This is a genomic window from Enterobacter sp. E20 (genome assembly GCF_000801755.2).
GTDB lineage: Bacteria > Pseudomonadota > Gammaproteobacteria > Enterobacterales > Enterobacteriaceae > Enterobacter > Enterobacter asburiae_B.
In genome coordinates, this window is sequence record NZ_CP012999.1 from 950,938 (window position 1) to 965,586 (window position 14,649).

Annotated in this window: 13 protein-coding genes; 10 read left to right on the forward strand and 3 right to left on the reverse strand. The window is 57.2% G+C overall.

The window, feature by feature from the left end; all coding sequences use genetic code 11:
* Positions 1 to 87: 87 nt before the first annotated feature.
* From NI40_RS04410 to ppnP, 5 genes are all read left to right on the forward strand, one after another.
* On the forward strand, positions 88 to 546 hold the full coding sequence (locus NI40_RS04410) for a YaiI/YqxD family protein (protein ID WP_010428006.1): 459 nt from the start codon (positions 88 to 90) through the stop codon (positions 544 to 546).
* Positions 547 to 689: 143 nt separating this feature from the next.
* On the forward strand, positions 690 to 1,214 hold the full coding sequence (gene aroL, locus NI40_RS04415; protein WP_039263897.1) for a shikimate kinase AroL: 525 nt from the start codon (positions 690 to 692) through the stop codon (positions 1,212 to 1,214).
* A 44-nt stretch (positions 1,215 to 1,258) separates the two neighbouring features.
* Positions 1,259 to 1,450, forward strand: a complete 192-nt coding sequence (gene yaiA, locus NI40_RS04420; RefSeq protein WP_008503272.1) for a protein YaiA — start codon at positions 1,259 to 1,261, stop codon at positions 1,448 to 1,450.
* 237 nt (positions 1,451 to 1,687) lie between these two features.
* Positions 1,688 to 2,365, forward strand: coding sequence for an AroM family protein (locus NI40_RS04425; protein ID WP_008503271.1), 678 nt, complete (start codon positions 1,688 to 1,690; stop codon positions 2,363 to 2,365).
* Between the two features lie 71 nt (positions 2,366 to 2,436).
* Positions 2,437 to 2,724: a pyrimidine/purine nucleoside phosphorylase gene (gene ppnP / locus NI40_RS04430; RefSeq protein ID WP_008503270.1), complete on the forward strand. Its 288-nt coding sequence runs from the start codon at positions 2,437 to 2,439 to the stop codon at positions 2,722 to 2,724.
* Positions 2,725 to 2,772: 48 nt separating this feature from the next.
* Here ppnP and rdgC read toward each other — a convergent pair whose 3' ends face one another.
* A complete protein-coding gene (gene rdgC / locus NI40_RS04435; RefSeq protein ID WP_023310540.1) occupies positions 2,773 to 3,687 on the reverse strand; it encodes a recombination-associated protein RdgC in 915 nt (304 codons plus the stop codon).
* A gap of 123 nt (positions 3,688 to 3,810) precedes the next feature.
* On the opposite strand from rdgC, the gene mak reads away from it, so the two are divergent.
* Positions 3,811 to 4,716, forward strand: a complete 906-nt coding sequence (mak, locus tag NI40_RS04440) for a fructokinase (protein ID WP_039263900.1) — start codon at positions 3,811 to 3,813, stop codon at positions 4,714 to 4,716.
* A 156-nt stretch (positions 4,717 to 4,872) separates the two neighbouring features.
* Here mak and sbcC read toward each other — a convergent pair whose 3' ends face one another.
* Together sbcC and sbcD are read right to left on the reverse strand one after the other, a co-directional pair.
* The gene (gene sbcC / locus NI40_RS04445) at positions 4,873 to 8,004 is read right to left on the reverse strand and encodes an exonuclease subunit SbcC (RefSeq protein WP_039263901.1); all 3,132 of its coding nucleotides are present in this window, start codon (positions 8,002 to 8,004) and stop codon (positions 4,873 to 4,875) included.
* A complete protein-coding gene (sbcD, locus tag NI40_RS04450; RefSeq protein WP_039263902.1) occupies positions 8,001 to 9,206 on the reverse strand; it encodes an exonuclease subunit SbcD in 1,206 nt (401 codons plus the stop codon). Before sbcD ends, sbcC begins: the two co-directional genes overlap by 4 nt.
* Positions 9,207 to 9,393: 187 nt before the next feature.
* Here sbcD and phoB point away from each other — a divergent pair, with 187 nt between their 5' ends.
* The 4 genes from phoB (at position 9,394) to proY (ending at position 14,584) form a co-directional block, all read left to right on the forward strand.
* Positions 9,394 to 10,083: a phosphate response regulator transcription factor PhoB gene (gene phoB, locus NI40_RS04455; protein WP_008503265.1), complete on the forward strand. Its 690-nt coding sequence runs from the start codon at positions 9,394 to 9,396 to the stop codon at positions 10,081 to 10,083.
* A 21-nt stretch (positions 10,084 to 10,104) separates the two neighbouring features.
* Positions 10,105 to 11,400: a phosphate regulon sensor histidine kinase PhoR gene (gene phoR / locus NI40_RS04460; protein ID WP_023310544.1), complete on the forward strand. Its 1,296-nt coding sequence runs from the start codon at positions 10,105 to 10,107 to the stop codon at positions 11,398 to 11,400.
* Between the two features lie 409 nt (positions 11,401 to 11,809).
* Positions 11,810 to 13,129 carry a branched-chain amino acid transporter carrier protein BrnQ gene (brnQ, locus tag NI40_RS04465; RefSeq protein WP_024906795.1) on the forward strand — a complete coding sequence of 440 codons (1,320 nt, stop codon included), beginning with the start codon at positions 11,810 to 11,812 and terminating at the stop codon, positions 13,127 to 13,129.
* Positions 13,130 to 13,210: 81 nt separating this feature from the next.
* On the forward strand, positions 13,211 to 14,584 hold the full coding sequence (proY, locus tag NI40_RS04470; RefSeq protein ID WP_029739758.1) for a proline-specific permease ProY: 1,374 nt from the start codon (positions 13,211 to 13,213) through the stop codon (positions 14,582 to 14,584).
* Positions 14,585 to 14,649: the final 65 nt, after the last annotated feature.

Below are 14,649 nucleotides of genomic sequence, written 5' to 3' on the forward strand. Positions count from 1 at the left end.
CGTCATTATGCGTTGTTTTCTCTGATTGATAGCTTAACAACGAAATGCAGGCGACAATAGTCGGCAGAGTCATTATGGGGAGACAATATGGCGATTTGGGTTGATGCGGACGCGTGTCCGAACGTGATTAAAGAGATTTTATTTCGCGCCGCCGAGCGCGTTCAGATGCCGCTGACGCTGGTGGCGAACCAGAATATTCGCGTACCGCCTTCGCGGTTCATCCGCTCCTTGCGCGTGCCGGCCGGGTTCGACGTGGCGGATAACGAAATTGTTCGCCTGTGCAGCGCGGAGGATCTGGTGATCACGGCGGATATTCCGCTGGCTGCCGAAGTGCTGGAGAAAGGGGCGGCGGCGCTCAATCCGCGCGGGGAGCGTTACTCGCCTTCGACCATTCGCGAGAAGCTCACCATGCGCGATTTTATGGATACGATGCGGGCCAGCGGCGTGCAGACCGGTGGACCGGACAGCCTGTCCCAGCGCGATCGCCAGCAGTTCGCTGCCGAGCTGGATAAATGGCTGCTGGAAGTGAAGCGCCGCACAGCGTAATGATAATTATTGTCAATTTGTGGTACAGTGTGGCCTCCACAGGGTTGTCATCCCGTACCGCTTTGCAGTAAAGTAATCGCAACATCTTCTGCAATTATTTCTTTACACTCTTCAGCCATTCGGCATCAAGGGGAACACCTGGCATGACCCAACCCATCTTTTTAGTTGGCCCCCGCGGCTGTGGGAAAACCACCGTTGGCCTGGAGCTGGCACGCGTGTGTCATCGCCAGTTTGTTGATACCGACCACTGGCTGCAAACCGAGGCCGGAAAAACCATCGCCGAGATTGTTGAGCAAGAGGGATGGGAGAGCTTTCGCGCGCGCGAAACCGCCGCGCTGAAAGCGGTCACGACCCCGTCTGCCGTGATCGCGACCGGTGGCGGCATCGTTCTGGCGGAGTGTAATCGTCACTTTATGCGCGAAAAGGGGATTGTGATTTATCTCAGCGCGCCGGTGTCGGCTCTGGTAGGACGTCTGGAAGCCTTTCCGGAAGAGGGGCAACGCCCTGCGCTGACTACCAGGCCGCTCAGCGAAGAGGTGAGCGAAGTGCTGGCCGAACGCGATGCGTTATACCGCGAAGCGGCTCACCACGTGGTGGATGCGTCAGCCTCTCCCGAAGACGTTGTGATTCAGATTATTACCGCCCTGCGTTTGGCTTGTGCCAGCTAACCGGCGTCTATACTTATAGCTCAGACATAAAAAAAGGATGAGCTATGCCAACCAGACCTCCCTATCCGCGTGAAGCACGCATTGTTACCGTTGAAAAAGGCCAGACGGGTCATACCGTGACCTGGTATCAACTGCGTGCCGATCACCCCAAGCCGGACTCGCTGATCAGTGAACACGAGACTGAACAGGAAGCGCTGGACGCGAAACGGCGCTATGAAGATCCCGACATAACCTGAATGTTTTCCTAAACGTTCCAGTATCGTGCCTGAATCACACTTTTTACTCATCGGGAAAGTTAAGCAGGAGTTAATATTTAGTTATTACAAGTAACTCCGGTATTGGCAGGCGATCTTTACATTTCGATGTCGGGATCACCTGCTACGCTTGGTGCTGTTTTGTTGAAAAAATGAACTGTGCAGCGTAGTGAGCCTGTACCTGTGTGCACGATGTTGGAGTAATGGAAGGCGATCAAGATGAAGGCAACGTTGGCGATCCTCACCATTGGTGTGGTCCCTGTAAGCGAAGTGTTACCGCTCTTAACCGAGCATGTATCTGAACAACAGATAACGCATCTTAGCCTGCTGGGGAAGATGAGTCGGGAAGAGGTCATGGAAGACTACGCTGTCGAGGCGGGGGAGGATCCCCTGGCGACGTTATTAAGCGACGGTAAACTGGCGCACGTTTCGCGTCAGAAAATCGAGCGCTCGCTGCAGGGCGTGATAGAAGTGCTCGATAATCAAGGTTATGACGTTATTTTGCTGATGAGTACCGCGCCCATTAAGGGCCTCACGGCGCGTAATGCGATTTTGCTGGAGCCGATGCGGATCATTCCACCGCTGGTGGCCTCCATCGTGGATGGTCATCAGGTGGGGGTGATTGTGCCCATTGAGGAGCTCATGGATAACCAGGAAGCAAAATGGCACGTGCTGGAAAAAGTGCCCTTGTATGCGCTGGCAAATCCGTTCTGGGACAGTGAGGCCAAGCTCATTGCTGCCGGGAAGGAACTGCTTGAGAGAGGAGCAGATGTCTTGATCTTGGACTGCCTCGGTTTCCATCAGCATCATCGTGATCTGCTGCAAAAAGCGCTGGATGTTCCCGTGCTGTTATCCAACGTTCTGATGGCTCGCCTGGCCTCGGAACTCCTCATGTAATGATTTTGCGTGACAGGTGATGAGCATGGCCCCTATAGTGAATTTTTATCTATAAATATAAGGGCCAGTTCATGCTTCAAAGTAACGAATACTTTTCCGGTAAAGTGAAATCCATTGGTTTTACCAGCAGCAGCACTGGCCGCGCCAGTGTCGGCGTTATGGCGGAAGGGGAATACACCTTTGGCACGGCGGAAGCTGAAGAAATGACGGTCGTCAGCGGTGCGCTGAACGTCTTACTGCCGGGTGAAACGGAATGGAAAGTTTACGCTGCCGGGCAAGTTTTCAACGTCCCTGGCCACAGCGAGTTCCATTTGCAGGTCGCTGAACCTACCTCTTATCTATGCCGCTACCTGAAATAAAAAATAAGCCGGGTGGCGCGAACGCTTACCCGGCCTGCGTTTTGCCTGTTATCTCTGCGCTTCGCCGCCGAGACCTTCCACCAGATTCTGAATCAACGCGGCCAGCTCGCCGGTCATCAGGATGAAGTCCGCGTCAAAACGCTGGGCGTAATCTTCCCTGTCGATATCTTCGTTCTGATCGCGCAGCTCGTCGCAGAACTTCAGACGCTTCACGGAGCCGTCGTCGCACATCACGAACTGAATGCGCTGCTGCCAGTCGAGCGCCAGTTTAGTGACCACTTTACCCGCTTCGATGTGGACGGCGATCTCGTCGCTCACCAGATCCTGCTTCTTCGCGCGGATCACGCCGCCATCTTCCAGCAGGGCTTTCAGCTCGGCTTCATCAAGGATCTGGAAACCCTGAGCCGCAGCGCCGCTGCGTACCCATTCGGTCAGCGTCAGCTCGATCGGCGTTTCCAGCGCCAGCGGAACGACCGGTAAAGATCCGATGCTTTTACGCAGCAGGGCCAGCGTATCTTCTGCTTTCTTGGCGCTGGCGCAGTCCACCATGATCAGCCCGTTGACGGTGTCGATCCACATCATGGTCTGGCTGAAGCGGCTGAAGGCGCGCGGCAGCAGGGAGTGCAGCACTTCGTCTTTCAGCGAATCTTTTTCGGTCTTTTTCAGCTTGCGGCCCTGTTCGGCTTCCAGCTTGAAAATTTTCGCTTCGAGCGCCTGCTTAACCACCGGCGTCGGCAGGATTTTCTCTTCTTTACGGGCGCAGACGATGATTTGACCCGTGCTGCTGGCGTGGGTCAGTGCATCGCTTTGTGAACCCATTGGCGGAACCCAGCCGGTTTTCGCCATATCCTGGCTACCGCAAGGGGAAAAGGTATAAGCGGCTAACTGTTTTTCCATCTCTTCTGCACGCAGCGAAACGTCGCGGCTGAGACGGTAAACCATCAAATTTTTGAACCACAGCATGATAATTTCCACGGCCTTGTCGTTAAATCAGCGGGCATGATAACGAATTGTCGCATCGCTTGCATTGCTAATCGGGAAGCGTGCTTCTACTCTGTTGATAATCAAAATAATGAGGAGAGCCTTGTGCGTATTGGGATCGATTTGGGCGGCACCAAAACAGAAGTCATCGCACTGAGCGAGCAGGGGGAGCAGCTGTTTCGCCATCGTCTGCCGACGCCGCGCGATGATTATCACCAGACTATCGAGACGATTGCCAGCCTGGTTGAGATGGCAGAGCAGGCGACAGGGCAAACCGGCAGCGTCGGGATGGGGATCCCGGGGTCGATCTCGCCGTATACCGGGGTGGTTAAAAATGCCAACTCCACCTGGCTCAACGGTCAGCCGTTTGATAAAGATTTGAGCCAACGTCTGAACCGGGAAGTGCGTCTGGCCAACGACGCCAACTGCCTGGCGGTCTCTGAGGCCATCGACGGCGCGGCGGCCGGTGCTCAGACCGTGTTTGCCGTGATTATCGGTACCGGCTGCGGCGCGGGCGTGGCGTTCGGCGGGCGCGCCCATATCGGCGGCAACGGCACAGCAGGCGAGTGGGGACACAACCCGCTGCCGTGGATGGATGAAGACGAGCTTAAATACCGCGCTGAGGTGCCGTGCTACTGCGGAAAGCAGGGCTGTATCGAGACGTTTATCTCCGGCACCGGTTTTGCGACCGACTACCACCGCTTAAGCGGCCAGCCGCTCAGGGGCAACGAAATCATGCGTCTGGTCGAAGAACAGGATCCGGTCGCCGAGCTGGCCCTTAGCCGCTACGAAATGCGGCTGGCGAAATCCCTGGCGCACGTGGTGAATATTCTCGATCCGGACGTGATTGTGCTCGGCGGCGGCATGAGCAACGTCGACCGGCTGTACGCCACGGTACCGAACCTGGTGAAACAGTGGGTGTTTGGCGGCGAGTGTGAAACCCCGATCCGCAAAGCTGTCCACGGTGACTCCAGCGGCGTGCGCGGCGCGGCGTGGCTGTGGCCGGAATAAAAGCAAATAATGTTTATTCCCTCTCCCTGTGGGAGAGGGTCAGGGTGAGGCAAGGTAAAAGCAAAACAGCAACGCAAGTTGCTGTTTTTGGTGTTTTTACCCTCTCCCTGTGGGAGAGGGCTAGGGTGAGGGCATCAGACCGCACCGACCTACCATTCAGCCCACCGCAAATTCCTTATCCAGCCTGCTATAACCCAGCCCGTTGATTTTCTTCACCTTGATCTGCACCGGAATGCGCTCTTTCATCGCCTCAACGTGGCTGATCACGCCGATGGTTTTCCCGGTGGCGTTCAGCGCGTCTAGCGCATCCAGCGCGGTATCCAGCGTTTCACTGTCGAGCGTGCCGAACCCCTCATCCAGGAACAGGGAATCGATCCGCGTCTTATGGCTCACCAGATCGGAAAGAGCCAGCGCCAGCGCCAGGCTGACCAGGAAGCTCTCGCCGCCCGAGAGCGTTCGGGTATCGCGAACCGCATCCGCCTGCCAGGTATCGACCACTTCCAGCTCCAGCGCGTCGCTGGCCTTGCGCTGCAGCAGATAACGCCCGTGCAGACGGTTAAGCTGCTGGTTAGCAAGCCAGACGAGATTATCCAGCGTCAGCCCCTGCGCGAACTTGCGGAACTTGTCGCCGGTGCTGGAGCCGATCAGCGCGTTCAGATAACCCCAGTCGTCCGCCTGGCGCGCGGCCTCTTCAATTTGCTGCATCAACGCCAGCTGGTGCAGACGGTTATCGCTGTCCTGCTTAAGCTGCTGGCGGATCTCGCCCTGATGCGTCGTGTTCTCGCGAAGCCGTTGCGCCAGCTGCTGCAGCTGGCTTTGCAGCGCAGGAGCATCTGCATCGAGACCTTCCGGCCGCAGCGCCAGATGAGCCTGCAGCTGCTGGTTAGCCTGGCCGGAAAGGGCCGCGGCCTGCTGTATCTGGCTTTCCAGCGACTGCTTCAGCTGTTCGAGGCGACGAATAGCGTCGTCATCCAGCAGCGCGGCAAGGAAGGCGTCCCGATCGGCAAAGCAGCTCGCTGCGAGCGCCGTGGTGAACTGCGTCTGCGACTGCTGCAGGCGCTCTTGCTCCAGCTTTTCCTGCTGCTGCTGCGCGCTGAGCTGGCTTTGTAGCGACACGCATTCGTCATGCACGTCGCGCCAGCCGTCAGGAATGGCCGGTTCGGCCTCTTCGCTTTTCGTTTCCGGAAGCGTGTCGAGCAGCGGCTTCAGCGCGTTTACGCGTTCCAGAAGCACGCCGTGCTGCGTTTGTTTCTCCTGCCACTGCGCGAATTCCGCTTCGCGGGCGTGCAGCCAGGCGGCTTCATTACCGTCTTCAGGTACGTTAAGCGATAGCGAAAGCAGGGTGTTTTCCAGCGCCTGGCGCGCGGCCGTCAGCTGCTGCTGATACTGTCGCTCCTGCACTTCCTGCTCGTTTAGCTGGTTTTGCAGGGTCAGACGCTGGCTGAGCTGATAAAGCTGGCGCTCGTACTGTTCCTGCTCGTTCATCCATGGCGTGATATCTTCCTGAATATTCAACGCGATGTTCAGGGAAGCGCAGGCCTCCATCCACTCTTTAGTGAGCGCTTGCTCTTCCTGAGAGAGCGTCTGCGCTTCGTCTGTCTCGCGCTGGATCTGCTGCGTCAGGGCATTAACCTGCCCCAGCACCAGCAGGCCTTCCTCTTTAAGCGCGGCGACCTCTTTTTCCAGGAGATCGCGGCGGCGCTGGTTATCCGTCAGCTCAAGCGACTGGTATTGCGCAACGGCGGGATGCTCGCTGGAGCCGCACAGCGGACAGGGTTTGCCTGCCTCAAGCCGGGAACGATAGCTTTCCAGGTCTTTAATCGTCGCTTCGCGTTCGCAGAGGGCTTTAAGATCCAGAAAGTGCTGGTGTTTCTCTTTGTACTGCTGGCGACGCAGCGTCAGCGTTTCATTGAGTTTGTTTTGATCGGCCTGGGCCTTCTGCACGCTTTCACCGCTCTGGCGCAGGCGCTTTTGCAGCGGCTGATAGCGGGCATGCAGCGACGTCAGCCGCTGGCGCAGCGCGCGTGACCGGGACTGCTGCTCCATGGCCGCGCTGACCTCATCCGCCGTCAGCGTCAGCGCATTTTTCGGCATCTCGGCCAGCCTGTTGCGTAATTCACCCATCCGCGCAGCAAGCGAGGCTAACTGCGTTTTGTCGCGGTTAAGCTGCGAGAACTGGGCACGCCAGCCGGCAATCTCCTGCCCCAGCAGGCGATAGCGCTCGTGCTCCGCCAGCCACTGCGCCAGCGCCGTCAGTTCGGTCTGAAGCTGCTCATGATTACGCTGGGCGGTATGACGGATCCGCGCGCGCAGTGCGGTTTTGGCTTGTAAGCGAGTATTTACTTCAATAATTCGCTGCTGGGTTTGCGTCAGGCGCGCGGTTTGCTCCTGCTGGTGCTCCCAAAGCGGTCGAAGCTGGGCGGCGGGCAGGGCAAGCTGGAGCTTTGCCAGCTCTGGCGCAGCGTTCGTCAGCGCCTGTTGCGCCTGCTGCTGCATCGCGGTGACGCGCTGTTGCTCAAGCACGAGTTCATCATGGCGCGTAAGCCACTGAAAATCTTTCTGTTGGCTTTGCTGCTGAACCAGCAGGGTTTTCTCTTCGTCAGTAAGCGCCTGCAAACTTTGCTGCAACTGCTGCTGCTGTTCTTCGCTCAACAGCACGACGCCCGCCGCCTGCGCCTCGCACTTTTCAAGCACGCTGCGGGCGGCTTTGTGTTTCTCAAACACCATGGCGGAAATCTGGCCGTAGATCTCGGTGCCGGTCAGCTCTTCCAGCAGCTCGGCGCGATCGCTCGGCCTGGCATTAAGGAAGGCGGCAAACTGCCCCTGTGAGAGCAGCATCGAGCGGGTGAAGCGGCCATAGTCCAGCCCGGTGAGTGCCGCGGTTTGCTCGAGTTTATCCGTCACTTTGTCGGCCAGGATTTTGCCATCTTCGCAGCGCGCCAGCTCCACGCGCGGCGCCTGCAGGTTGCCGTCCGGCTGGTTGCGCGCGCGGTTCTGGCTCCAGAATGCGCGATAGGCGGTGCCTTTTACCTCGAACTCCACTTCCGCCAGGCACTCGGCGGTGTCGCGCGTCATCAGGTCGTTTTGCGCCTGAGAGACCTTCTGCAGTCGCGGCGTTTCGTGATAAAGCGCCAGACAGATGGCGTCGAGCAGGGTGGTTTTACCTGCCCCGGTCGCGCCGGTAATGGCAAACAGCCCGTTGCTGGCAAACGGCTCCGCGGTAAAGTCAATTTTCCACTCGCCCTTGAGGGAGTTGAGGTTTTTCAGGCGCAGGCTCAAAATTTTCATGCGTTTTCTTCCTCATCATTGAGCGCATGCAGGGTATGGCTGAACAGTTCGCTGAGTCTTGCGCGCTTCGCGTCGTCAATTTCCTCCTGCGAGAGCCTGCGTTCAAACACCTCTTCAACCCGCAGTTCACTGAGCGTTTCGCGTTGAGCGCTTAACAGAATTTTCTCGCGCTGCTCGCGGCTGCGGCGTACCAGTAAGACCTCGACGGGTAAATCTTCCGTTAGCGCCTGAATTTTACGCTGCATATCGTGCAGGTAGTCGTCGGTGGTGATTTCGATATCCAGCCAGACGGGCGGGTTAAGCGCTGTTCCGCGCCACTGCTCAAGCTGGGCGGTAATGGCGTCAAGATCGCCTTTCAGCACCGCCAGCGGCTGGGTGACCGGGACCTCCAGCGTCTCGACGGCGTGAAGTTTTCCCTCGGAGAAGCTCACCAGATGGACGGACTTGGCTTTGCCGGTTTCATCGAAACTAAGCGAAAGAGGCGAGCCGCAGTAGCGGATGTGCTCGCTGCCACCGACGATCTGCGCCCGGTGTATGTGTCCGAGCGCAATGTAGTCGGCTGGCGGGAAGTTCTGCGCCGGAAAGGCATCCAGGGTGCCGATATAGATGTCACGTACGGCGTCACTTTTACTGGCCCCGACGGTGGTGAGATGGCCGGTCGCAATCACCGGAATCGGCTGGTCGCCGCGCAGGGCGCAGGCATCGGCGTGCTGCTGGTGATAATAATCGGTGATGGCCTGCAGGAGATGCTGCTGTTTTTCCACGCCCGACAGCCCCGCCTGGCTTTGCACGATGTCGCGCGGCCGTAAAAAGGGAATGGGGCACAGTACTGCCCCCGGCGTTCCGTCGCGTTTTTTCAGGATCTGCGGGGGCTGCCCGGCGCTGGCGACGACGGTGGTATTCAGAAATGCCAGGATGTCGCGGGATTCATTGAGCGTCGCGACGGAATCATGGTTGCCGGCGACAATCACCAGATGACAGCCGGTTTGCTGCAAATTCACCACGAAGCGGTTGTACAGTTCACGCGCATAGCTGGGGGGCGAGCCGGTATCAAAGATGTCACCCGCCACAATAATCGCGTCCACCTCGTGCGTCCGGGCCGTTTCCAGCAGCCAGTTCAGGAAAGCTTCATGTTCAGCCGCACGGCTTTTGCTGTAAAAATTTTGACCCAGATGCCAGTCCGAGGTGTGAAGTATGCGCATAGCTGATCCGTGGCAAAAAAGAGAAAGCAGGATTATAAACGTTCAGAGACGGGAAAATAACCGCTGTAATAAAACAACGGTTTGCCCGTTATCGTGGTACTGTTTTTCATAAATCTGTCATAAATCTGACGCATAATGGCGCCGAATTACAAACTTGTAACTTAAATAAGATAAGACAGGGCAAAGTATGGCGAGACGTATTCTGGTCGTAGAAGATGAAGCTCCAATTCGTGAAATGGTGTGCTTCGTGCTCGAGCAAAACGGCTTCCAGCCGGTTGAAGCGGAAGATTATGACAGCGCAGTGAACCAGCTGAATGAACCCTGGCCCGATCTGATTCTGCTGGACTGGATGTTGCCCGGCGGCTCCGGACTGCAGTTTATCAAACACCTGAAGCGTGAAGCGCTGACCCGCGACATCCCGGTTGTGATGCTCACGGCGCGCGGAGAAGAAGAGGATCGTGTGCGCGGTCTGGAGACCGGCGCGGACGATTACATTACTAAACCGTTCTCTCCAAAAGAGCTGGTTGCCCGCATTAAAGCCGTGATGCGCCGTATTTCGCCGATGGCGGTGGAAGAGGTGATAGAGATGCAGGGGCTGAGCCTTGACCCCACCTCACACCGCGTCATGACCGGTGAAAATCCCCTCGACATGGGGCCTACCGAATTTAAACTCCTGCACTTCTTTATGACCCACCCGGAACGCGTTTACAGCCGCGAGCAGTTGCTGAATAACGTCTGGGGAACTAACGTGTATGTCGAAGACCGGACGGTTGACGTACATATTCGCCGCCTGCGAAAAGCACTGGAACTGAGCGGCCACGATCGCATGGTGCAGACGGTCCGCGGCACGGGTTATCGTTTTTCTACCCGTTTCTGAACAATGACAGGAGTGTGACGCGTGCTGGAACGTCTGTCATGGAAAAGGCTCGTCTTTGAACTGATCTTATGCTGTATTCCGGCCTTCCTTCTGGGGGCCTTTCTTGGACACCTGCCGTGGTTTCTGCTGGCGTCGGTCACCGGGCTGCTGATCTGGCATTTCTGGAACCTGCTGCGCCTCTCCTGGTGGCTGTGGGTTGACCGAAGTATGACGCCGCCGCCGGGAAGCGGCAGCTGGGAGCCGCTGCTGTACGGACTGCATCAGATGCAGATGCGTAATAAAAAGCGTCGCCGCGAGCTGGGAAGCCTGATTAAGCGTTTTCGCAGCGGTGCAGAGTCGCTGCCGGATGCCGTTATTCTGACGACCGAAGAAGGGACGATCTTCTGGTGTAACGGCCTTGCGCAACAGCTGCTGGGCCTGCGCTGGCCCGATGACAATGGCCAGAATATCCTCAACCTTCTGCGCTATCCCGAGTTCACGCTGTATCTGAAAAAGCGTGATTTTACCCGCCCGCATAATCTGAAGCTCAATAATGGTCGCCATCTGGAAATCCGCGTGATGCCCTACAGCGATAAGCAGTGGCTGATGGTGGCGCGCGATGTCACCCAGATGCACCAGCTGGAAGGGGCGCGTCGCAACTTCTTCGCCAACGTCAGTCACGAACTGCGTACCCCGCTGACCGTGCTTCAGGGCTACCTGGAGATGATGCAGGAGCAAACGCTTGAAGGCGCGCCGCGTGAAAAAGCGCTGCACACCATGCGCGAGCAAACGCACCGGATGGAAGGGCTGGTGAAGCAGCTGCTGACGCTCTCGAAGATTGAAGCGGCGCCGACGCTCGCGCTAAATGACACCATTGATGTCCCGATGATGCTGCGGGTCGTTGAGCGTGAAGCGCAGACGTTAAGCCACAAAAAGCATCACCTGACTTTTGAGGTCGACAATACGCTGAAGGTGCTGGGCAGCGAAGATGAATTGCGCAGCGCCATTTCCAACCTGGTGTATAACGCGGTGAATCATACGCCGGAGGGGACGAATATCGTGGTGCGCTGGCACCATGCCCCAACGGGGGCTGAGTTTAGCGTGGAAGACAACGGGCCGGGGATCGCGCCTGAGCATATTCCGCGTCTGACCGAGCGCTTTTACCGTGTGGATAAAGCGCGATCCCGGCAAACAGGCGGAAGCGGCCTGGGGCTGGCAATTGTGAAACACGCGGTGAATCACCATGAAAGCCGTCTCGATATTCAGAGTACGCTGGGTAAAGGAACCCGTTTCAGTTTCGTTATTCCGGAACGATTAATTGCCAAAAAGATCGCCTGACGGCAGGCGTGTCATTTTACCTTTCCACGGGTCAGCGTCTGCTGGCCCGTTTGCTTTGCAGTCAAGCGAAACGCGGATGAATTTTATACGGCTGACTGTTTTTTGTTCGCATGATTAGCCATGGGTTTTTCTTATAAATAGCGTATTGTTCTGACGTGTATTTTCATGCTGGCATATTGTTCTGGTTTTACGATCCCACCTTGCCTTTAAACGTTATAAGCGTTTAAATTGCGCCCCAGATACTGTCAGACCGACTGTATTTGCGTGGTAAATCGAAAAACTATTCTTCTCCACGCCAGGACGGGAGCATTTCCCGCTGAAATTGAGCAAATTTTCGGCTGCATCGTCCCGTCAGGGATATCGAAAATCTCAATGTTTTCAACACCACATCCACAGGCAGTAAGGTTTTATGACCCATCACTTAAAATCGCGTGACATCATCGCGCTGGGCTTTATGACATTTGCGCTGTTCGTTGGCGCAGGCAACATCATTTTCCCTCCAATGGTTGGCTTACAGGCGGGTGAACACGTCTGGACCGCCGCGTTTGGTTTCCTGATTACTGCCGTGGGTCTGCCGGTTCTGACCGTCGTCGCGCTGGCGAAAGTCGGCGGCGGTGTGGATAGCCTCAGCACCCCGATTGGCAAAGTGGCGGGCGTTCTGCTGGCAACCGTCTGCTATCTCGCCGTTGGCCCGCTGTTTGCGACCCCGCGTACGGCAACCGTTTCCTTTGAAGTGGGGATCGCTCCGCTGACGGGTGACGGCGCGATGCCGCTGTTTATCTACAGCCTGATCTACTTCGCGATCGTGATTCTGGTTTCCCTCTATCCGGGCAAGCTGCTGGATACCGTGGGTAACTTCCTGGCTCCGCTGAAAATTGTGGCGCTGATTGTTCTGGCGGTTGCGGCCATCGTCTGGCCAGCGGGCCCGATTAGCGACGCGATGGACGCCTATAAAAACGCCGCGTTCTCTAACGGCTTTGTGAACGGCTACCTGACGATGGATACGCTGGGCGCCATGGTGTTTGGTATCGTTATCGTTAACGCCGCGCGTTCCCGCGGTGTGACCGAAGCGCGTCTGCTGACCCGCTATACCATCTGGGCTGGCCTGATGGCCGGCGTGGGGCTGACGCTGCTTTATCTGGCGCTGTTCCGTCTGGGCTCCGACAGCGCCATGCTGGTCGATCAGAACGCCAACGGTGCGGCTATCCTGCACGCCTACGTTCAGCACACCTTCGGCGGTGCGGGCAGTATGCTGCTGGCAGCGCTCATCTTCCTTGCCTGTCTGGTGACGGCGGTTGGCCTGACCTGCGCCTGCGCAGAGTTCTTTGCACAGTATCTGCCGCTCTCTTACCGCACCCTGGTGTTTATCCTCGGTATCTTCTCCATGGCGGTGTCCAACCTCGGTCTGAGCCACCTGATTCAGGTCTCTATTCCGGTGCTGACGGCGATTTACCCGCCGTGTATCGTGCTGGTGGTGCTGAGCTTTACTCGCCCGTGGTGGAACAACTCTTCACGAATTATTGCGCCAGCCATGTTTATCAGCCTGATTTTTGGTATCCTTGACGGGATTAAAGCATCAGCTTTCGCGCACATACTGCCGGCATGGACACAGCGTCTGCCGCTGTCCGAGCAGGGTCTGGCCTGGCTGATGCCTACCGTTGTTGCACTGGTTCTGGCGATTATCTGGGACCGTGCTGCAGGGCGTCAGGTTGCATCGAACGCTCATTAATCAACGGCAACAAACTGTTTAACCACGGGGCTTAAGGCCCCGTGGTTTTTTGTTTTTTTCGTGTTGAATGGCAAGATTTAAATGGAAAGCACTAACAAACTTAAACGTGGATTGAGCACGCGCCACATCCGCTTTATGGCGCTGGGCTCTGCTATCGGCACCGGTCTTTTTTATGGCTCGGCAGATGCCATCAAAATGGCCGGTCCCAGCGTTCTGCTGGCGTACATTATCGGCGGCGTGGCGGCGTATATCATCATGCGCGCCCTCGGCGAAATGTCGGTTCACAACCCGTCCGCCAGCTCCTTCTCCCGCTACGCGCAGGAAAACCTCGGCCCGCTGGCCGGGTTTATCACCGGCTGGACCTACTGCTTTGAAATCCTGATTGTGGCGATTGCCGACGTGACGGCGTTTGGCATCTATATGGGCGTCTGGTTCCCGGCGGTGCCGCACTGGATTTGGGTGCTGAGCGTGGTGCTGATCATTTGCGCCGTCAACCTGATGAGCGTGAAGGTGTTCGGCGAGCTCGAATTCTGGTTCTCCTTCTTCAAGGTCGCCACCATCATCATCATGATCGTGGCCGGTTTCGGCATCATCATCTGGGGAATCGGCAACGGCGGGCAGCCGACCGGTATTCACAACCTCTGGAGCAACGGCGGCTTCTTCAGCAACGGCTGGCTCGGAATGGTCATGTCGCTGCAGATGGTGATGTTCGCCTACGGCGGTATCGAGATTATCGGTATCACCGCCGGGGAAGCGAAAGATCCGGAGAAATCCATTCCGCGCGCCATCAACTCGGTGCCGATGCGTATTCTGGTGTTCTACGTGGGCACGCTGTTCGTGATTATGTCCATCTACCCGTGGAATCAGGTCGGCACCAACGGTAGCCCGTTTGTTCTGACCTTCCAGCATATGGGAATTGCCTTTGCGGCCAGCATTCTGAACTTTGTGGTGCTCACCGCGTCACTCTCCGCGATCAACAGTGACGTCTTTGGCGTGGGCCGTATGCTGCACGGCATGGCGGAGCAGGGCAGTGCGCCGAAGGTGTTCGCCAAAACCTCACGCCGCGGCACGCCGTGGGTAACCGTTGTGGTGATGACCGTAGCGCTGCTGTTCTCGGTTTATCTGAACTACATCATGCCGGAGAACGTCTTCCTGGTGATTGCATCGCTGGCGACCTTTGCGACGGTGTGGGTGTGGATCATGATCCTGCTGTCGCAGATCGCGTTCCGCCGTCGTCTGTCGCCGGATGAGGCGAAAGCGCTGAAGTTCAAGGTACCGGGCGGCGTTGCGACGACCGTCGTCGGGCTGATCTTCCTGGTGTTTATCATTGCCCTGATTGGCTACCATCCGGATACCCGCATTTCCCTGTACGTGGGCTGCGCGTGGATCGTCCTGCTGCTGGTGGGCTGGGTGTTTAAATGCCGCCGCGACCGTCAGTTGGCGGAAGCGCAGTAATCTTTTTTCTCCCTCTCCCTGTGGGAGAGGGTCGCACTGATGCCTCATCCTCCTTTCTCCTCCCC